Here is a 19,129-nt window from a genome sequence, read left to right as displayed (position 1 = left end):
CTTACTGGCTCTCGCCACGCTCACGGGCAATGGCGCGGTAGCCAATGTCCTTGCGGTAGAAGCTGCCTTGCCAGTCGATCTTCGCGGCCAGTGCGTAAGCCTGTTGCTGGGCCGCATCGACGCTTTCGCCCAGGGCGGTGGCACACAGCACACGACCGCCTGCGGTGACGACCTTGCCGTCCTTGAGCGCAGTGCCCGCGTGGAACACTTTGCCTGCAAGCGTAGCAGCCGCGTCCAGACCTTCAATCACATCGCCCTTGGCGTAGTCGGCCGGGTAGCCGCCTGCGGCCAGCACCACACCGACGCTGGGGCGTGGGTCCCACTGCGCTTCAACCTTGTCCAGCGCCTGGGCCAGGGCGGCTTCCACCAGCAGCACCAGGCTCGATTGCAGGCGCAGCATCACCGGTTGGGTTTCCGGGTCGCCAAAGCGGCAGTTGAACTCGATGACTTTCGGGTTGCCGGCCTTGTCGATCATCAGGCCTGCGTACAGGAAGCCGGTGTACACATTGCCTTCGTCGGCCATGCCGCGCACGGTCGGCCAGATCACCAGGTCCATTACGCGCTGGTGCACGTCGCTGGTGACCACCGGGGCCGGGGAGTAGGCGCCCATGCCGCCGGTGTTGGGGCCGGTGTCGCCGTCGCCGACGCGTTTGTGGTCCTGGCTGGTGGCCATCGGCAAGACGTTCTTGCCGTCGACCATCACGATAAAGCTGGCTTCTTCGCCGTCCAGGAACTCTTCGATCACCACGCGCGAACCGGCGTCACCAAAGGCGTTGCCGGCGAGCATGTCGCGCACCGCGTCTTCGGCTTCTTGCAGGGTCATGGCGACGATCACGCCTTTACCGGCCGCCAGGCCGTCGGCCTTGATGACGATAGGCGCGCCTTTTTCACGCAGGTAAGCCAGGGCTGGCTCGATCTCGGTGAAGTTCTGGTAGTCGGCGGTCGGGATCTTGTGGCGCGCCAGGAAATCCTTGGTGAAGGCTTTGGAGCCTTCCAGCTGCGCGGCACCGGCGGTGGGGCCGAAGCAGTCCAGGCCACGGCTGCGGAACAGGTCCACAACGCCTGCGACCAGCGGTACTTCAGGGCCGACGATGGTCAGCGCGACGTTTTTCTCGGCGAAGTCGGCCAGTTGCTCCAGCGCCAGCACGTCGATGGCGACGTTTTCGCACTTGGCTTCAATGGCCGTACCGGCGTTGCCGGGTGCAACAAAGACTTTCTGGACACGCGGGTCCTGGGCGACTTTCCAGGCCAGGGCGTGTTCACGGCCACCGCTGCCAATGATCAAAACATTCATTTCAAAACCTCGATTCTGTAGGCGTTGAGCGTTCCCGCGCCTGGCGTGGGAACGCTCATCGGGGTGGATCAGTGACGGAAGTGGCGCATGCCGGTGAAGACCATGGCGATGCCGGCTTCGTCCGCTGCGGCGATCACTTCAGCGTCGCGCATCGAGCCGCCGGGTTGAATCACGGCGGTCACGCCCGCCTTGGCCGCATTGTCCAGGCCGTCGCGGAACGGGAAGAACGCGTCCGAGGCCATCACCGAACCCTGCACTTGCAGGCCGGCGTGTTCGGCCTTGATCGCGGCGATACGCGCCGAGTTCACGCGGCTCATCTGGCCTGCGCCCACACCGATGGTCTGGCGGTTCTTGGCGTAGACGATGGCGTTGGACTTGACGTACTTGGCCACTTTCCAGGCAAAGATCAGGTCGTGGATTTCCTGTTCGGTGGGCGCGCGTCGGGTTACGACTTTCAAGTCGTCGACACCGATCATGCCGATGTCGCGGCTCTGTACCAGCAAGCCGCCGGTGACACGCTTGTAGTCCCAGGCAGCGGCGCGCTCGGCCGACCACTCGCCGCACGCCAGCAGGCGCACGTTGGCTTTGGCGGCCACCACCGCGCGTGCTTCTTCGCTCACGCTGGGGGCGATGATCACTTCGACGAACTGACGCTCGACGATGGCTTTTGCGGTGTCGGCGTCCAGCTCGCGGTTGAACGCGATGATGCCGCCAAAGGCCGACTCGGTGTCGGTGGCGTAGGCCAGCTCGTACGCCTGGCGGATACCGCCTTCAGCGTCGGGGCTCACGGCCACGCCGCACGGGTTGGCGTGCTTGACGATCACACAGGCGGGCTTGACGAAGCTCTTGACGCATTCCAGCGCGGCGTCGGTGTCGGCCACGTTGTTGTACGACAGCTCCTTGCCTTGCAGTTGGGTCGCGGTGGCGATGCCGGCTTCGGCAGGTTTGGCTTCCACGTAGAACGCCGCGCTCTGGTGCGGGTTCTCGCCGTAGCGCATCTCTTGGGCCTTGATGAACTGGCTGTTGAAGGTGCGCGGGAACTGGCTGCGGCCTTCGGTGCTCAGGGTGTCGGCGGCCTGGTTCACGGTGCCCATGTAGTTGGCGATCATGCCGTCGTAGGCTGCGGTGTGCTCAAACGCCTTGAGCATCAGGTCAAAGCGCTGGGCGTAGGTCAGGCCACCGGCTTTGAGGCTTTCGAGTACCTGGGCGTAGTCGCTGGCGTTGACCACGATGGCCACGTCTTTGTGGTTCTTGGCCGCCGAGCGGACCATGGTCGGGCCGCCGATGTCGATGTTTTCGATGGCGGTCGGCAGGTCGCAGCCCGGTTTGTTGATGGTGGCTTCGAACGGGTACAGGTTGACGGCCACCAGGTCGATCGGCTTGATGCCGTGTTCGCTCATGATCGCGTCGTCGGTGCCGCGACGGCCCAGGATGCCGCCGTGGATTTTGGGGTGCAGGGTCTTGACCCGACCGTCCATCATCTCTGCGAAACCGGTGTAGTCCGCCACTTCCACCGCGGCCACGCCGTTGTCCTGCAGCAGTTTGAAGGTCCCGCCGGTGGAAAGGATTTCCACGCCCAGGGCTGCAAGCTCCCGGGCAAATTCAAGGATCCCGGTCTTGTCGGAGACGCTGATCAAGGCACGGCGGATCGGCAGGCGGGTAGTCTGGTCGGTCATTTCAATTTCCATCAAAAGCAAAGGGGTCAGCAAAAAAGGCGACCGGTTTTACGCGGGCGCCTTTCTGGTTTGATTGAATGCTTACAGCAAATCGTACTGCTTGAGTTTTTTGCGCAGCGTGCCACGGTTGAGCCCGAGCAGCTCACTGGCCTTGGTCTGGTTGCCCTTGACGTAATTCATCACGCTTTCGAGCAGGGGGGCCTCGACTTCGGAGAGCACGAGGTTATACACGTCCGTGACTTGAGCGCCCTCAAGGTGGGCGAAATAATTGTGCAGCGCCTTTTCGACACTCCCGCGAAGGGTCTGGCCTTCTTCGCTCGGCGTGTTGAGGTGCTGTTTCAAATTGACGTTGTCGCTCACGGGTGTTGTTCCACTCACTAAAGTCTCGGTCATCATCGTCATGCGGCCACCCCTTGGCTCTTGTGACGTTCGGCGAAGAACTCACGAACGTTTGCGCACTGTGCTTCCCTGTCTTCCAAACGATTGAAGTGGGCGCGGAACTCCCTGGCGCCCGGCAGGGTTGCGAGATACCAGCCCACATGCTTGCGAGCAATGCGTACTCCCATCACGTCTCCGTAGAAGGCGTGCAGGGCGGCCAGATGCTCAAGCAGAATACGTTCCACCTCGATCAGCTCCGGTGCCGGCAACGTGTCGCCGGTACGCAGAAAGTGCTCGATCTCACGAAAAATCCACGGCCGCCCCTGGGCGGCCCGGCCAATCAACAGGCCGTCGGCGCCGGTGGCGTGCAAGACACGCCGGGCTTTGTCGGCTGAATCGATGTCGCCATTGGCGAAGACCGGAATCGACACCGCCTGCTTGATCGCGGCGATGGTGTCGTACTCGGCCTCGCCGGTGTACAGGTCGGCGCGGGTGCGGCCATGCACTGCCAGCGCTGTAATGCCCGCCTGCTCGGCGATTTTCGCCACCGTCAGGCCATTCTTGTTCTCCCGGTCCCAACCGGTGCGGATCTTCAGGGTGACCGGCACATCCACTGCGGCCACCACGGCCCGCAGGATCTCGTCCACCAACTGCTCATCCTTCAACAGGGCGGAACCGGCGGCCTTGTTGCAGACCTTTTTTGCCGGGCAACCCATGTTGATATCAATGATCTGCGCCCCGAACTCGACGTTCGCCCGGGCCGCCTCCGCCAGCATCTGCGCATCCCCCCCGGCGATCTGCACCGAGCGGGGCTCGGGATCACCTTCATGGATCATGCGCATCCGCGATTTGCGGGTGTTCCACAAACTCATGTCGCTGGTCACCATTTCGGAGACTACTAGCCCTGCGCCAAGGCGCTTGCACAACTGACGAAAGGGCTGGTCGGTCACACCCGCCATCGGGGCCAGGACCAAGCCGTTCTGCAATGTGTATGGGCCGATGCGTACCGCCGACATAGGACTTCCCTGTTGTGGGGCCGGATCATGAGAGTTCGAAAAAGGGTTGGCATGATACCCGCTCTCGATGACTGGATAAAGGCTGAATTGGATAAAATCTGAACAGTTATTTCTTTATCGCCGCCGGTTTGGTGGCGCGTCGGTGCAGTCAATAAAACGCCGCCGACACCCGGTGCATACGCAGGCTCACTCGGGGGAGTGGAAACTCAAGCTGTAGTTCACGGCTTTGTTGCCCGGGTCGAGGATGTCCAGGGCAATGTGGATCGGCGTCTGGGAGGGCATTTCGCTCACGCCCGCCAACTCGCCGCTCAGGTATTCGGCAGGTTTGAAGCGACGACTGGCGATCATGCTGCCGTTCAGGTCGGCAAAGCGCAGCTCCAGCAGCGGGAAGGGCTGGGAGAACGTGGCGCGGTTATAAATGATCGCATCCACCACCAGCGCGCCTGCGAAGTCCGGGTGGCTGCGCACCACCAGGTTGCTGCTCTTGATATAGGACACGTCGACCCGCGACGGCACTGTGCAGCCCAGTTTCGGGCACAGCGCCTGGAACCAGGGACGGTAGGCGTCCTGGCGGGCGAGGTCGTCGAATTGATAGGCCACGTATTGGCCTGCCAGGCCTGCGCCCGCCAATAACACCAACAGGCTCCAGAACAGGCGACGGCCCCAGCCGGACGGACGTTTGGACGCATATAAATGCACCGGGTCGTCTTCCAGGTCTTGCAGCAGTTCGTCGTGGGCCGTGGTGGCCGGGCGTGCCCGCTTGCGCCGGGGTGGCGGGGCGGGCTCTTCGGGTTCGTCAGGCTCTGCGGTCACGGGCGGGTCGAGGTCTTCATCGACCGCTTCGGTGTGCAGGGGCGGTTCGTCGTCGGGCTCGGCGGTCTGGAACGACATCGAGGGTTCGGTGCGCTTGGGCTTGTGGGGCCTGGCCGGTTCGTCATCGGTCAGGGGCGCGGCCTGCTGGCGTTCAGCCGGTGGTTCGCTGAACAGGCTGGCGGCCCACTGTTCTTCCTCGGCCTTGGCGGTATCGCGCGTGGCGCTCAGGGGCTCTTCTTTTTGGCGGCGATCAAAGCCTGGTTGGCGACGATCGGTGCCCTGGGTCTGGGTGTGCTGGATCTCACGGCGTTCCAGCTTGGCCAGTTCTTCGTCCAGGTCCAGGTTGTCCAGGTCCAGCGCTTGGGCGGTCCACTGTTTCTGGCTGATGGCACGGGGGGCTTCGGGGGTGGCAACTTCAGCTTCGGGTTCGGGCGCGGCCGATTGCGGCGCTGGCGCCTGGGCGGCGCGTTGCTCAAGCAGTTGGCGCGCGGCGTTGAACACTTGCAGGCACGAGCCACAGCGCACCACGCCGCGGGCCACGCTCAATTGGGCGTGACTGACGCGAAAACGCGCTTGGCAATGTGGGCACTGAGTGACGAAGCTGTCGGTCATGCGGCCATCCCGTTGATGCAGTCGGCCATTCTAGCGCCGACGGCCACTGATGCGCACCCAGCCGTCGCGGTTGGCGATCGGGTCCAGGTCGAAGTCCTGAGCATAGGCGGCGGCCACGTCTTCGCCTTGTTCGGCGAGGATGCCCGACAACGCCAGGCGCCCGCCCGGCTTGACCAGGCTCGACAGTTGCGGCGCCAGCGACACCAGCGGGCCGGCCAGGATGTTGGCCACCAGCACGTCGGCCTGTACCTGGGGCAGTTGCTCGGGCAGATATAACGGGAAGGTGTGTTGGGCGATGCCGTTGCGCCCGGCGTTGTCACGCGAGGCCTCCAGGGCCTGCACGTCGATGTCGGTGCCCACCGCTTCCTTGGCGCCCAGCAGCAGGGCGGCGATGGCCAGAATCCCCGAGCCGCAGCCGAAGTCAAGCACGTTGCAGCCGGCCAAGTCCTGGCCGTCGAGCCATTCCAGGCACAGCGCGGTGGTGGGGTGGGTGCCGGTGCCGAACGCCAGGCCCGGGTCGAGCAACAGGTTCACCGCATCTGGCTCCGGTGCGGCGTGCCAGCTCGGCACGATCCACAGGCGCTGGCCGAAACGCATCGGCTGGAAGTTGTCCATCCAGCTGCGTTCCCAGTCCTGGTCTTCGATGATTTCGCTGTGGTGCTCGGGCAGCGGGCTGCTGGTGAGCAGTTCCATGTGGGCCAGTACGGCGGCCGCGTCGGTGCCGTCTTCGAACAGGGCCAGCAGGTGCGTGTGGGACCACAGCGGGGTGGTGTTCAGCTCGGGTTCGAAGATGGGCTGATCTTCGGCGTCCATGAACGTGACGGAAACGGCGCCCACTTCCAGGAACGCGTCTTCATAGGTTTCGGCCTGTTCTGGGCTGATGGCGAGACGGACTTGCAGCCAAGGCATGGCGGGGCACCTTTGAAAATAATGAGTGTGCGGATGTGTGGGGCCGCGAAAGCGCGCAAGTTTACGCCAGCGCGTCCTAAACAACAAAGCCGCCCGAAGGCGGCTTTGTTGAGGGTGCAACAAACTTACTGGTTAGCCAGCTTGTGCTCCAGGTAGTGAATGTTCACACCACCCTCGCAGAAGCCTTTGTCGCGGACCAGGTCCCGGTGCAGCGGGATGTTGGTCTTGATACCGTCGACCACGATTTCGTCCAGGGCGTTGCGCATGCGGGCCATGGCCTCGTCACGGGTGGCGCCCCAGGTGATCAGCTTGCCGATCAGGGAGTCGTAGTTGGACGGCACTTTGTAGCCGCTGTACAGGTGCGAATCGACGCGAACGCCGTTGCCACCCGGGGCGTGGAAGTGCTTGACCAGGCCTGGGCTTGGGATAAACGTCTTCGGGTCTTCGGCGTTGATGCGGCACTCCAGCGAGTGACCGTGCAGCTTCACGTCCGCCTGGGTGAACGACAGCGTGTTGCCTGCGGCGATGCTCAGCATCTCCTTGACGATATCGATACCGGTGACCATCTCCGACACCGGGTGCTCTACCTGCACGCGAGTGTTCATCTCGATGAAGTAGAAGCGGCCGTTCTCGTAGAGGAACTCGAACGTGCCAGCGCCACGGTAGTTGATGTCGATACAGGCCTTGACGCAACGTGCCAGCACTTCTGCGCGGGCGGTTTCGTCCAGGCCCGGTGCCGGGGCTTCTTCCAGTACTTTCTGGTGACGACGCTGCAGGGAGCAGTCACGGTCGCCCAGGTGAATGGCGTTGCCCTGGCCGTCGGACAGCACCTGCACTTCCACGTGACGTGGGTTGGTCAGGTACTTCTCCAGGTAGACCATCGGGTTGCCAAACCAGGCACCCGCTTCAGAGCGCGTCTGTTTGGCCGCTTCGATCAGGTCTTCTTCCTTGTGCACCACGCGCATGCCGCGACCACCACCGCCACCGGCGGCCTTGATGATCACCGGGTAGCCGACTTCGCGGCCAATGCGCAGCGCAGTGGCTTCGTCTTCCGGCAGCGGGCCGTCGGAGCCCGGAACGGTCGGCACGCCAGCGGCGATCATGGCGTCCTTGGCCGATACCTTGTCGCCCATCAGGCGAATGGTTTCGGCTTTAGGGCCGATGAAGGCAAAACCGGACTTTTCCACCTGTTCGGCGAAATCGGCGTTTTCCGCCAGGAAGCCGTAGCCCGGGTGGATGCCATCAGCGCCGGTCACTTCGGCGGCCGCGATGATGTTCGGGACTTTGAGGTACGAGTTCGTCGCCAGGGGCGGGCCGATGCAGATGCTCTCGTCCGCCAGTTTCACGTGCATCAGTTCCGAGTCGGCCGTGGAATAAACAGCGACGGTCTTGATGCCCTGTTCCTTACAGGCACGCAGGATTCGCAGGGCGATCTCACCGCGGTTGGCGATCAGGACTTTTTCCAGTTTCTTCGCAGGTTTCAACATCGAAGGCGCTCCGCGGTTCAAACGATGGTGAACAGCGGCTGGTCGTACTCAACCGGCTGGCCGTTTTCTACCAGGATGGACTCGATCACGCCGGCTTTTTCGGCCGTGATGTGGTTCATCATTTTCATCGCTTCAACGATGCAGATGGTGTCGCCGACTTTGACGGTCTTGCCGACTTCGACAAAGGCAGGCGAGGTCGGGGCCGGGGTGCGGTAGAAGGTGCCGACCATCGGCGACTTGACCACAAAACCGTTCAGCGCAGGGGCGGCCGGTGCAGCCGGGGCAGCAGCCACTGGCGCGGCTGCAGGTGCAGCGGCGACCGGCGCCGGGGCCTGCACTTGAGGGGCGTAGTAAGGCTGGGCCGGGGTCTTGCTGTGGCGGCTGATCCGTACGGATTCCTCGCCTTCCTTGATCTCCAGCTCGTCGATACCGGACTCTTCCAGCAGTTCGATCAGTTTCTTAACTTTACGGATATCCATGAATCATCAACTCCCAAGGGTTGGTCAGGGGCGCTTGGCCTGTTCTTCAAGTTGTTCCAGGGCGGCCTCCAGGGCCAGTCGGTAACCGCTGGCGCCAAGGCCGCAGATCACCCCTACCGCAACGTCGGAGAAGTAGGAGTGATGGCGGAATTTTTCGCGTTTGTGCACGTTGGACAAATGCACTTCGATGAATGGGATGCTCACCGCCAGCAACGCGTCACGTAATGCAACGCTTGTGTGTGTAAAAGCGGCGGGATTGATCAGGATAAAGTCCACCCCTTCGCCGCGTGCGGCGTGGATGCGATCAATCAATTCGTACTCGGCATTGCTTTGCAGGTAGAGCAAATGGTGGCCGGCTTCACGGGCCCGTCGCTCCAGATCCAGGTTGATCTGTTCGAGGGTGACTGCCCCGTAGACGCCCGGTTCACGGGTGCCAAGCAGGTTCAGGTTGGGTCCGTGCAGAACCAGTAAGGTCGCCATTGGCTGTTCCTTGTGAAGGGTGGGGGTGCGGCAGAACCCGGCGACTATGCCGCAAAGGCTTTGTGACTGTCCAGTTCTCGGCAAAAGCCAGCACGATGAGCGAGGATTGCGCAAAGTATGTGACCGCCCTGTTGAATCCGGTCACCGCTCCACGCCGCAATCCCCTGTGCGGTGGGCGCGGTCTGGGCCGCGATCGCCTCACAGGCCGCGGGCCATCAGGTCAGACGCGAAAGGCCTGCACGGCGGTGTTGAGTTGGCTGCCCAGTACCTGCAAATGCTCGCCCTGGCTGCGCCCCTGGCCGATGCGCAGCAGGTTGTCTTCGCCCAATTGATGGATCCGCTCACTGTTGTCCCGGATTTCACTGACAGCGCCGCTCTGCTGGGCGGTCACGTCGGCGATACGCGTTGCGGTGTCGGAAATGGTCTGGATCGCCCCGACGATTTCATCCAGCGCGCCGTCGGCCGCTTGCGCTTGTTCGGCGGTGGCTTCGGCGTGTTCCACCTGGGCGCGCATGCCTTCGACCGATTGGCGGGCGGCGGTTTGCAGGCTGGCGATGAGGGTCTGGATCTCGGCCGTGGCGCCTGCCGTACGCTGGGCCAGCGAGCGGACTTCGTCGGCGACCACCGCAAACCCGCGCCCAGCCTCGCCTGCCCGGGCGGCTTCGATGGCGGCGTTGAGGGCCAGCAGGTTGGTCTGGTCGGCAATCGAGCGGATCACCGTGAGCACGCCGCCGATGGTGGCGGACTCTTCGGCAAGTTTTTCGATCATCTGCGCGTTTTGCTGCACTTCGCCCACCAGTGCGTGCAGGCCGGTCAGGCTCAGGCCGATCACCCGTTGACCTTGCTCCACCGCCTGGCCCGCGCTGCGGCTGGCGCCGGCGGCCTGGCTGGCGTCGTCGGCCACTTGCTGGATGGTCGCCTCGAGTTCGCCCAGGGAGTCGCGGATTTGCGCGGTGTCACCCGCCTGGCGTTCGGCGCCCTGGTGCAGGCCGTTGCTCAACTGCGCCAGGGCACTGCTGCTGCCCGCCACTTCTTCGGCGTTGCCGCGAATGGTGCCCACCAGGTCCACCAGGTAGGCGCGCAGGCGGTTGAGCGACGCTTCGATGTCGTGCAGTTCGCGGTTGGTCTTGCCCAGGGCGATGGGTTGGCTGAAATCACCTTCGGCCCAGGTGGACAAGGCCGGTGCGAGGTTGGTCAGCACCCGCGCCAGGCGCCGCTGCAGGGTGTCGATCAGCAGGGCGATGAGCAGGATCAGCCCGATCATCACCCCTTGCATCAGGCGCACTTCGCCCTGGATCTGGCCGTGCTGGGCCCGCACCACCGGCTCCAGCCCGGCGATGGCCTGTTGCACAGCGTCTATTTTGAGGTGGGTGGCGGCGGCGAGTGCCGAACGTTGCTGGATCTGGTCGCGGGTGCGCTTGAGCTCGGCCGGGTAGCGGGTCAACAGGCTGTTGAGCTCGCGCTTGAGGTCGACGCCGGTGTCTTGGGCCACGGTTTTTTCGGTGTTCTCCAGGCCCATCATGGCCGAGAAATCGTCGGCGCTGGATTCAGCCTGGGCGGTCACGCCCAGCAGGGGCAGTGCCTCCAGTTGCTGGGCTTGGGCGCGAATGCTGTTCACTTCGCGCTCGACATCGTCGGCCAGCTCGCTGCGCCCGCTGCTCACCAGCTTGTCGCGTGCTAGCGACAACTTGGCCACATGCTGCGACGCCGCCAGCAGCGGCGGCAGGTAGTTCGCGGCGTCGGGCGAGTGGGCGCCGGTGGCGTACTGGCTCAATTGCTCAAGGTTGGCCCCCAGCTCCCGCTCGGCCTGCACCAACAAGGCTTGCGGGTCGCCTGCCAGTTTGCCCGCGGCCAACAGGTCGGTCTTGCTGAAGGTGTCCAGGTCTTTGAGGCTGGGGCGCAGGGTTTGCGCAAGGTTGGCCGGTAATTCATCCACCTGTTGCAACAGGCTTTCCAGGCTTTGGCTGGCGCTGCTCAGGCGCAGGGCGTCGCCGCTGGCCAGGTAGTCTTCGATATTGCGTGCGGCCTGATTCTGGAACGTCTGCGACAGCCCCAGGTAACGCTCCATCAGCAGGTACGGCCGCTCCAGCGCCCGTTGCGACCACCAGAGCGTCGCGCCCAGTGCTAGGCAAACGGCCACCAGCAGGAGGGTATTGAGATTCGTCAGCAGCTTCAGGCGCATGCGGATTTTCAACCGACAACAGAAGTAAGTGCCTGAAGTTATTGCGATTTTGTTACAGGGTTATGACCAATTCAGTGGATTCCGGTGAAAAAGTGGCACTTTGCTTTGATGCACGTGCCGCCAGCACCCGGTTACGCCCGGCATCCTTGGCGCGGTACAGCGCTTCGTCGGCCTGGGCGGCCATCATCAGGCTGTCGGAGCCGTCGCACAGTTGCACCACGCCTGCGCTGAAGGTGCACCACAAATCCTGGGGCTGGGCGGGATAGTGGATCTCGGCGAACCGCTGGCGGATCTCGTCGAGCACCTGGCAGGCAGCATCCAGGTCGGTGTCGGGCATGACGATGGCAAATTCTTCGCCGCCGTAGCGGCCGATGAAATCGGTCTTGCGCAGGCGCTGCTTCAAAAACAGCGCCAGGCTCTTGATCACCCGGTCGCCCATGGGGTGGCCGTGGCTGTCATTGACCCGCTTGAAGTGGTCGATGTCCAGCATCGCGAAACTCAGCGGCTTGGCCTCGCGGCGTGCGCGAAAGCTGCAGTCTTCCAGCAGTTGCAGGATGTGCGTGTGGTTGTACAGCCCGGTGAGGCTGTCGCGCACCATGCGCGCCTTTAAATGCCGGGCACGGGCGGCGCGGTTGCGCACGGTGGTGATCAGGTGGCGAGGCTTGATGGGCTTGGTGAGGAAGTCGTCGCCGCCTTCGCTCATGGCGTCCAGTTGTTTGTCCAGGTCGTCTTCGGCCGACAGGTAGATGATCGGCACGCTCACGTAGCGGTCGTTGTGGCGGATCACTTTGGCCAGCTCCGTGCCGGTGCAGGCGGGCATGTACATGTCGAGGATGATCAGGTCGGGCTGGAAGTCCGCCAGTTCGGCCATGGCCTGGATCGGTTCGATCAGGGTGCGGGTGACGATACCGGCGCTGTTGAGCAGCCGTTCGGTGTGCAGGGCCTGGGCCCGCGAGTCGTCGATGATCAGCACCTTATAGGGCTCGTACTGGGCCACGCAGGTCAGCACTTCGATTTTTTCCAGCAGGCTCGACGCCTCGAGCGTGCCGGTGAGGAACTCCTGGCCCCCGGCTCGCACTGCGGCCAGGCGCGTGGGCGTGTCGGTTTCATGCAGGCTGAAAAACAACAGCGGCAGCTTGTGCTCCAGGCCTTCCTGGGCTTGGGTGGCAAGCTTGAGGCCCAGGCCCGCGCCGCAGAAGTCCACGTCCATCACGATGGCCGCGGGCAAGCGCTCGGTCATGGCGGCGTAAAACGCGGGCACGCTTTCCAGCGCCTGGGCGCTCAAGCCAAAGAATTCCAGCTGCTTGGCCAGGCGCTCGGCGCGGTCGTAGTCGGCCAGCACGATGTAGAGGGGCTTGCGCAGGGGCGGCAGCAGCATCTGTTCCAGCTGGTCGCCCTGGCGCAGGCCGGTGCGCGACAGGCGCTGCATCAGGCGATTGAGTTCGGTGATCAGGTGGCTGCTCAGGCGGCCGCGGTTTTGGTCCACCGCGTGCAGCGATTCGCCGATGAGCCGCGCCAGTTGCCCGTGTTCCGGCTGCTCGAAGCGCTCGGCAAACCGCAGCAGGCGCAGGTTGGCTTCGCTCAGCTCGGAAAAGTCGGTGGTCGACCATTCGCTGCGTTGCAGGCGCTGCCAGATCTCAAGAATTTGACGTGCCTGATGAATTACCCGCTGGGCAAAGTGGTGCTTGAGGCGTTCACGGCTCGGGTCTTCTGGCTCGGTCATATCCTGACTACTAGTTAGAATAACTGCTGAGGTCGAGTGATGGCTCTATGCTAGCACCTCTTTTCCCCTGCACGAGTACCTTGCGTCAATTAACTGCAAGCCCCGGTCATTCAGTTGCCGACCGGTCAGTCGTGCGGGGTAAAAAAAGTGTGCATCCTTTATAGTCCACCCGCGCCGATGCGCCACCGTCCATCAAAAGCGCCCCGCCTTTGGCACGATTGGGTTAGGGTTGTGGTCGTAGTGTTTGAACTCAAGTGATTGAAAGGATATCGCCATGCTGGACTGGAAAAACCGTGCAGGCAGCGCCCAGGGCCCGGCCCCTGAGCCCAAGTCGGCCAACCGCAGCTATTTTCGTTCCCTGCTGATGAGCCGTGCCTTGCTCACGGTGGTGTGTTTGTACCTATTGGTCACCGGCGCGCTGGGCTGGTACTGGAGCGAAGAACCCGCCTTGTTCCCCGTGCAACAGAACGCCCAGCTGGCGGCCGAAAAAGAAGGCAAGCAGATGGTGGTGGGCTACACCACGGTCGAAACCCTCAAGACCGTGGTGGGCACCTTGCTCAACAAGCCCGGTGGCTACATTTCCAACGACCGCTTCCCGCCTGGCCTGTGGATGGACAACATGCCCAGCTGGGAATACGGCGTGCTGGTGCAGGTGCGTGACCTGACCCGCGCCCTGCGCAAAGACTTCGCCCGCTCCCAGTCGCAATCGGCCGAAGACGCCGACCTGGCCAAGGCCGAGCCGCGCTTCAACTTTGACAACAAGAGCTGGGTGCTGCCGTCCAGCGAGTCCGAATACCAGGAAGGCATCAACTCCCTGAGCCGCTACGAAGCGCGTCTGTCAGACCCCAACCAGAAAGGCGCGCTGTTCTACGCCCGCGCCGACAACCTCAACAACTGGCTGGGTGACGTGGCGACCCGCCTGGGTTCGCTGTCGCAACGCCTGTCGGCCAGCGTGGGTCGCGTCAAGCTCAACACCGCGTTGAAAACCGAAGCACTGGCCCCGGGTGAAGTGCCGCAGGTCGATGAAGAAGTGGTGGAAACCCCCTGGATGCAGATCGACAACGTGTTCTACGAGGCCCGTGGCCAGGCCTGGGCCTTGTCCCACCTGCTGCGCGCCATCGAGGTTGACTTTGCGGATGTGCTGGCCAAGAAAAACGCCACCGTCAGCGTGCGCCAGATCATCCGTGAACTGGAAGCCTCGCAAGAAACCGTGTGGAGCCCGATGATCCTCAACGGCAGCGGCTTTGGGATCCTGGCCAACCACTCGCTGGTGATGGCCAACTACATTTCCCGGGCCAACGCGGCGGTGATCGACCTGCGTCAGTTGCTCAACCAGGGTTAATGATGGACGCGCCCTCCAAGGAAGCTGCGCACCGCGCCGCTTCCGATGCCGAATACATCGCCTGGGTCGACGAGCATGACAACCTGCTCGGCGCCCTGGTGCGCGCCGATCTGCGCCAGCGCGGGCTGATCGGTCGTTGCACGTTTATCTTCCTGTTCAACTCGGCAGGGGAGCTGTGCGTGCACCGGCGCACCTTGAGCAAGGCGCTGTACCCAGGCTTCTGGGACACGGCGGCGGGCGGCATGGTGGCGGCGGATGAGTCCTACGAAGTGTCGGCGGCCCGTGAGCTGGAAGAAGAATTGGGCGTGGCCGGTGTGGTATTGACCGCCCACGATCATTTCTACTTTGAAGACGGCGGCAGTCGGCTCTGGTGCAAATCGTTCTCGGCGGTGTGGGACGGCCCGCTGCGCCTGCAACCTGAGGAGGTAATGGAGGCGCGCTTTTTGCCCCTTGCCACGGTGCTGCAAGAGGCCGAGCACAAGCCCTACTGCCCGGACGCGCAGGAAGGCTTGCGGCGTTATCTGGCCGGGCGTCGCTAAAGTTGCATAAATTGGCGCCATTTGGCCCTTAGCAAGTGGCCTGTTTGCCGTTACACTGCGCGACTTTTCAAGCCGACCCACTTTGCGGGCCGGTAGCGCTGCCCCTGCCTGAGTGGGGCTTCGCGGTCGGTGGCCCGCTGGGCATCGATCAGTCTTCATCCTCACAAGAGGATTGCCGGTGGCCAAAAAAGCCGCATCCTTCGCCGCCCTGGGCGGCCTGGTGTTTTCCACCGACGCAGGTCGACATTGCCCGGACTGTCGCCAGCCCGTGGACGCCTGCACCTGCAAACAAACCCTGATCCCCGAAGGCGACGGCATTGCCCGCGTGCGCCGCGAGAGCAAAGGCCGTGGCGGCAAGACGGTGACCACCATCACCGGCGTGCCCCTGGCGCTCGACCCGCTCAAGGAGTTGGCCACCACGCTCAAAAAGCGCTGTGGCACGGGCGGTGCGCTCAAGGACGGCATTATCGAGATCCAGGGCGACCACGTTGAGTTGCTGTTGGCCGAGCTGATCAAGCTCGGTTACAAGGCGAAGAAATCCGGCGGCTAGCCGCCTCTGTGAAAACCACCTCCGTGACCGGCCTGGCTGAACGCTGGCTGTCATCGCCATGGTTTTCACAGAGCCTGTTCCTGACCGGTGTCTAAACTCTGTCCTGCATGCGGGGTCTACTCCTCTTACAGGCAAATCGTCATTTTCATTCTTTAGACTGCGCCAGCCTCAGACAGGCCTGCGCACTTCGACTTCATTTATAGGGGACTTCGATGTCCGTACGACGCACACGCAAAGACGATGGCAGCCAATGGACAGTTGCGGACAGCCGCAGTGTTTACGGGATTCGCCATTGGGGGGCCGGGTATTTCGCGATCAATGACGCCGGTCGCGTCGAAGTTCGTCCGAACGGCCCGAGCAGTTCGCCCATCGATCTGTTCGAGCAAGTCGACCACCTGCGCAAGAGCGGGCTGTCGCTGCCGTTGCTGGTGCGTTTCCCGGACATTCTGCAAGACCGCGTGCGCCAGCTCACCGGCGCGTTCGACGCCAACATCGAGCGCCTGGACTACCAGAGCAAATACACCGCGTTGTACCCGATCAAGGTGAACCAGCAGGAAGCGGTGATCGAAAACATCATCGCCACGCAAAACGTGTCCATCGGCCTGGAAGCCGGTTCCAAGCCGGAGCTGCTGGCCGTGCTGGCCCTGGCGCCCAAGGGCGGCACCATCGTCTGCAACGGGTACAAAGACCGTGAGTTCATCCGCCTGGCGCTGATGGGCCAGAAGCTGGGCCACAACGTGTTCATCGTCATCGAGAAAGAGTCCGAAGTGGGCCTGGTGATCGAGGAAGCGGGCAAGCTCAAGGTCAAGCCGCAAGTGGGGCTGCGCGTGCGCCTGTCGTCGCTGGCGTCGAGCAAATGGGCGGACACCGGCGGCGAAAAATCCAAATTCGGGTTGTCGGCGGCGCAGTTGCTGTCGGTGGTCGAGCGTTTCCGCGACGCGGGCCTGGACCAGGGTATCCGCCTGTTGCACTTTCACATGGGCTCGCAGATCGCCAACCTGGCCGACTACCAGCACGGCTTCAAAGAAGCGATCCGTTACTACGGCGAACTGCGCAGCCTCGGCCTGCCGGTGGACCACATCGACGTGGGCGGCGGCCTGGGTGTGGACTACGACGGCACCCACTCGCGCAACGCCAGCTCCATCAACTACGACATGGACGACTACGCAGGCGTGGTCGTGGGCATGCTCAAAGAGTTCTGCGATGCGCAGGGCCTGCCGCACCCGAACATTTTCTCTGAGAGCGGCCGCTCGCTCACTGCCCACCACGCCGTGCTGGTGGTGCAGGTGACCGACGTCGAGAAACACAACGACGACGTGCCGGAGATCGCCGACAAAGAAGCCCTGCCCGAAACCGTGCAATGGCTGGTGGACCTGCTGGGCCCGACCGACATCGAGATGGTCACCGAAACCTACTGGCGCGCCACCCACTACATGAGCGACGTGGCCACCCAGTACGCCGACGGCAAGATCACCCTGGCCGAAAAAGCCCTGGCCGAGCAGTGCTATTTTGCCGTGTGCCGTCGCCTGCACGACTCGCTCAAAGCCCGTCAGCGTTCCCATCGCCAGGTGCTGGACGAGCTGAACGACAAGCTCGCCGACAAGTACATCTGCAACTTCTCGGTGTTCCAGAGCCTGCCGGACACCTGGGCCATCGGCCAGGTGCTGCCGATTCTACCGCTGCACCGCCTGGACGAAGAGCCGCTGCGCCGCGCCGTGCTGCAAGACCTGACCTGCGACTCCGACGGCAAGATCAAGCAGTACGTGGACGAGCAGAGCATCGAAACCAGCCTGCCGGTACACGCGGTCAACGAGGGTGAGGACTACTTGCTGGGCATCTTCCTGGTGGGCGCCTACCAGGAAATCCTGGGCGACATGCACAACCTGTTCGGTGACACCGACTCGGTGAACATCTACCAGCGCAGCGATGGTTCGGCGTACAGCGCCGGGATCGAAACCCACGACACCATCGAAGACATGCTGCGCTACGTGCACTTGTCGCCGGAGGAGTTGATGACCCACTACCGCGACAAATGCGCCAGCGCGAAGATCAGCGCCAGCGAGCGCACCCAGTTCCTCGATGCGCTGCGCCTGGGTCTTACGCGTTCGTCGTACCTGTCCTCGTAACGCACAGGCTGCGGGTTTGCCCGCACCCCGTCATGGCGGGGTGTTGGCAAGCCAGCGATCCTGGCGCTGCAAACGCCAGGCGATGGCCCACAGGGTCAGGCTGCGCAGGGCCATGAACAGCAAAAAGCTGATCCACAGCCCGTGGTTGCCGAGCCCCTGAAATGCCCAGGCGAACGGCAGCAGGATCAACACCGCCAACAACATGCCGTTACGCATCTCCCGCGCCCGTGTGGCGCCGATGAACAACCCGTCCAGCAAATAACTCCACACCGCAATCAACGGCAATACCGCCAGGTAAGGCAGGTACAGGTCGGCGGTGTCGCGCACGCTTTGAATGTTGGTCTGCATGGCAATGAACAGGTGCCCGAGCAGCGCGAACAGCAGCGCAAAAGCCCCACTGGCCAGCAGCGACCAACCACAGGCCACCACCAGTGAACGGCGCAACGCCTGCCGGTCACGGGCGCCGATGGCATGCCCGCACAACGCCTCGACCGCATGCGCCAGCCCGTCCAGCGCATGAGCGGTGAGCAACAGGCCGTTGAGCAGCAGCGCATTGGCCGCCACGGTCGCATCCCCCAGCCGCGCGCCTTGCACGGTGATCATGAAAAACACCGATTGCAGCGCCAGGCTGCGGATAAAAATGTCGCGGTTCACCGCCAGCAGCGGGCGCCAGTTGCACCACGCCTTGAGTGCGGCCCAGGCGATATGACCGGGGTAGGCGCGCAGGGCTTTTTGCGTCAGGGCCAGGCCCAAGAGGGCACCGGCCCACTCGGCGATCACCGAGGCGCGTGCCGAGCCGATCACGCCCCAGTCCAGGCCCAGCACGAACCACAGGTTAAGAGCGATATTGACCAGGTTGGTGGTCAGCAAAATCGCCAGCGGCGCACGGGCATTTTGCGTGCCGAGAAACCAGCCCACCAGCGCATACGTGGCCAGCGCAGCGGGCAGGCCGAACAGCCGGGTGTGGAAAAAGTCGCGGGTCAATTGGCCCAGTTCAGCAGACGGTTGCATCCATTCCAGCGCCCAGTGGCTGAACGGAATGCCCACCGTGCCGAGCAGCAACGACAGCCCCATCGCCAGCAGCAGGCCTTGCAGCAGGATCTGCCGCAAGGCCGCACCGTCGGCCCGCCCGGCCGCCTGGGCGGCAAACCCGGTGGAGCCCATGCGCAGAAACCCCATGGCCCAGGCCAAAAAGGTATACAGACTGGCGCCCACCGCCACCGCGCCCAATTGATGGGCGTGAGGCAGATGGCCGATCACCATGCTGTCCACCAGGGCGACCAGCGGCACGGAAATATTCGACAAAATCATCGGCGCGGCCAGGGCCCACACACGGCGGTGGGTGGGGCGGTGGCGCCAGTCGGTTAAGAGGGAGGTCATGGGGGCTCCTTGGGGGAGCGGCATTGTAACCAAATGATGCTTCGCGTACGCATAGCGCTCACGAGGGCTCAAGACAGCCTGCGTCTTGTAGTCCTGGAGACTCAAATGCCGTGAAGCAGCGAAGACTAGCGCACAGATCGGTT

16 protein-coding genes are annotated in these 19,129 nt (G+C 63.3%); 4 read left to right on the top strand and 12 right to left on the bottom strand.

Features of this window, described 5'->3' with window-relative positions:
• Position 1 precedes the first annotated feature (1 nt).
• The 11 genes from purD to ACW9H9_RS12445 all read right to left on the bottom strand — a co-directional run bounded on the left by purD (position 2) and on the right by ACW9H9_RS12445 (position 13,049).
• Positions 2-1,294 (bottom strand): phosphoribosylamine--glycine ligase, encoded by a 1,293-nt coding sequence (gene purD / locus ACW9H9_RS12495; RefSeq protein ID WP_457343506.1) that lies wholly within the window; start codon positions 1,292-1,294, stop codon positions 2-4.
• Positions 1,295-1,362: 68 nt separating this feature from the next.
• On the bottom strand, positions 1,363-2,970 hold the full coding sequence (gene purH / locus ACW9H9_RS12490; protein ID WP_457343505.1) for a bifunctional phosphoribosylaminoimidazolecarboxamide formyltransferase/IMP cyclohydrolase: 1,608 nt from the start codon (positions 2,968-2,970) through the stop codon (positions 1,363-1,365).
• An 81-nt stretch (positions 2,971-3,051) separates the two neighbouring features.
• Positions 3,052-3,372, bottom strand: a complete 321-nt coding sequence (fis, locus tag ACW9H9_RS12485; protein WP_457343504.1) for a DNA-binding transcriptional regulator Fis — start codon at positions 3,370-3,372, stop codon at positions 3,052-3,054.
• Positions 3,369-4,364, bottom strand: a complete 996-nt coding sequence (dusB, locus tag ACW9H9_RS12480; protein WP_457343502.1) for a tRNA dihydrouridine synthase DusB — start codon at positions 4,362-4,364, stop codon at positions 3,369-3,371. The genes fis and dusB overlap by 4 nt, the downstream gene beginning before the upstream one ends.
• A 186-nt stretch (positions 4,365-4,550) precedes the next feature.
• Complete coding sequence (locus ACW9H9_RS12475; protein ID WP_457343501.1) at positions 4,551-5,789, bottom strand: DUF3426 domain-containing protein; 1,239 nt, start codon at positions 5,787-5,789, stop codon at positions 4,551-4,553.
• A gap of 30 nt (positions 5,790-5,819) precedes the next feature.
• Positions 5,820-6,698 carry a 50S ribosomal protein L11 methyltransferase gene (gene prmA, locus ACW9H9_RS12470; protein ID WP_457343500.1) on the bottom strand — a complete coding sequence of 293 codons (879 nt, stop codon included), beginning with the start codon at positions 6,696-6,698 and terminating at the stop codon, positions 5,820-5,822.
• A 125-nt stretch (positions 6,699-6,823) separates the two neighbouring features.
• Entirely contained in the window at positions 6,824-8,185 is a 1,362-nt protein-coding gene (gene accC, locus ACW9H9_RS12465) for an acetyl-CoA carboxylase biotin carboxylase subunit (protein ID WP_457343499.1), read from the bottom strand.
• A gap of 17 nt (positions 8,186-8,202) precedes the next feature.
• Positions 8,203-8,664, bottom strand: a complete 462-nt coding sequence (gene accB / locus ACW9H9_RS12460) for an acetyl-CoA carboxylase biotin carboxyl carrier protein (RefSeq protein WP_457343497.1) — start codon at positions 8,662-8,664, stop codon at positions 8,203-8,205.
• Positions 8,665-8,688: 24 nt separating this feature from the next.
• Entirely contained in the window at positions 8,689-9,144 is a 456-nt protein-coding gene (aroQ, locus tag ACW9H9_RS12455) for a type II 3-dehydroquinate dehydratase (RefSeq protein ID WP_457343496.1), read from the bottom strand.
• A 220-nt stretch (positions 9,145-9,364) separates the two neighbouring features.
• Positions 9,365-11,326: a methyl-accepting chemotaxis protein gene (locus tag ACW9H9_RS12450; protein ID WP_457343495.1), complete on the bottom strand. Its 1,962-nt coding sequence runs from the start codon at positions 11,324-11,326 to the stop codon at positions 9,365-9,367.
• Positions 11,327-11,378: 52 nt separating this feature from the next.
• Positions 11,379-13,049, bottom strand: a complete 1,671-nt coding sequence (locus ACW9H9_RS12445) for a diguanylate cyclase (protein ID WP_457343493.1) — start codon at positions 13,047-13,049, stop codon at positions 11,379-11,381.
• A gap of 274 nt (positions 13,050-13,323) precedes the next feature.
• Between ACW9H9_RS12445 and ACW9H9_RS12440 the strand changes: the two genes are divergently transcribed.
• The 4 genes from ACW9H9_RS12440 (at position 13,324) to speA (ending at position 17,606) form a co-directional block, all read left to right on the top strand.
• On the top strand, positions 13,324-14,391 hold the full coding sequence (locus ACW9H9_RS12440; protein ID WP_457343492.1) for a DUF2333 family protein: 1,068 nt from the start codon (positions 13,324-13,326) through the stop codon (positions 14,389-14,391).
• A 2-nt stretch (positions 14,392-14,393) separates the two neighbouring features.
• Complete coding sequence (locus tag ACW9H9_RS12435; RefSeq protein ID WP_457343491.1) at positions 14,394-14,930, top strand: NUDIX hydrolase; 537 nt, start codon at positions 14,394-14,396, stop codon at positions 14,928-14,930.
• Positions 14,931-15,108: 178 nt separating this feature from the next.
• A complete protein-coding gene (locus ACW9H9_RS12430; protein ID WP_457343490.1) occupies positions 15,109-15,480 on the top strand; it encodes a translation initiation factor Sui1 in 372 nt (123 codons plus the stop codon).
• Between the two features lie 212 nt (positions 15,481-15,692).
• Positions 15,693-17,606: an arginine decarboxylase gene (gene speA, locus ACW9H9_RS12425; protein WP_457343489.1), complete on the top strand. Its 1,914-nt coding sequence runs from the start codon at positions 15,693-15,695 to the stop codon at positions 17,604-17,606.
• Positions 17,607-17,636: 30 nt separating this feature from the next.
• On the opposite strand, the gene ACW9H9_RS12420 is transcribed toward speA, so the two are convergent.
• Complete coding sequence (locus ACW9H9_RS12420; protein WP_457343488.1) at positions 17,637-18,986, bottom strand: MATE family efflux transporter; 1,350 nt, start codon at positions 18,984-18,986, stop codon at positions 17,637-17,639.
• Positions 18,987-19,129: the final 143 nt, after the last annotated feature.

The sequence above is a fragment of the Pseudomonas sp. SDO5215_S409 genome (assembly GCF_054071325.1).
This window is presented reverse-complemented; position numbering and strand designations above follow the sequence as displayed.

Coding starts and splice junctions, on each gene's coding strand:
- fis (WP_457343504.1), bottom strand. CDS start 3,372: ATGACGATGATGACCGAGACTTTAGTGAGTGGAACAACACCCGTGAGC.
- prmA (WP_457343500.1), bottom strand. CDS start 6,698: ATGCCTTGGCTGCAAGTCCGTCTCGCCATCAGCCCAGAACAGGCCGAA.
- ACW9H9_RS12420 (WP_457343488.1), bottom strand. CDS start 18,986: ATGACCTCCCTCTTAACCGACTGGCGCCACCGCCCCACCCACCGCCGT.
- purH (WP_457343505.1), bottom strand. CDS start 2,970: ATGACCGACCAGACTACCCGCCTGCCGATCCGCCGTGCCTTGATCAGC.
- accC (WP_457343499.1), bottom strand. CDS start 8,185: ATGTTGAAACCTGCGAAGAAACTGGAAAAAGTCCTGATCGCCAACCGC.
- ACW9H9_RS12435 (WP_457343491.1), top strand. CDS start 14,394: ATGGACGCGCCCTCCAAGGAAGCTGCGCACCGCGCCGCTTCCGATGCC.
- ACW9H9_RS12445 (WP_457343493.1), bottom strand. CDS start 13,049: ATGACCGAGCCAGAAGACCCGAGCCGTGAACGCCTCAAGCACCACTTT.
- dusB (WP_457343502.1), bottom strand. CDS start 4,364: ATGTCGGCGGTACGCATCGGCCCATACACATTGCAGAACGGCTTGGTC.
- accB (WP_457343497.1), bottom strand. CDS start 8,664: ATGGATATCCGTAAAGTTAAGAAACTGATCGAACTGCTGGAAGAGTCC.
- ACW9H9_RS12475 (WP_457343501.1), bottom strand. CDS start 5,789: ATGACCGACAGCTTCGTCACTCAGTGCCCACATTGCCAAGCGCGTTTT.
- ACW9H9_RS12450 (WP_457343495.1), bottom strand. CDS start 11,326: ATGCGCCTGAAGCTGCTGACGAATCTCAATACCCTCCTGCTGGTGGCC.
- ACW9H9_RS12440 (WP_457343492.1), top strand. CDS start 13,324: ATGCTGGACTGGAAAAACCGTGCAGGCAGCGCCCAGGGCCCGGCCCCT.
- aroQ (WP_457343496.1), bottom strand. CDS start 9,144: ATGGCGACCTTACTGGTTCTGCACGGACCCAACCTGAACCTGCTTGGC.
- speA (WP_457343489.1), top strand. CDS start 15,693: ATGTCCGTACGACGCACACGCAAAGACGATGGCAGCCAATGGACAGTT.
- purD (WP_457343506.1), bottom strand. CDS start 1,294: ATGAATGTTTTGATCATTGGCAGCGGTGGCCGTGAACACGCCCTGGCC.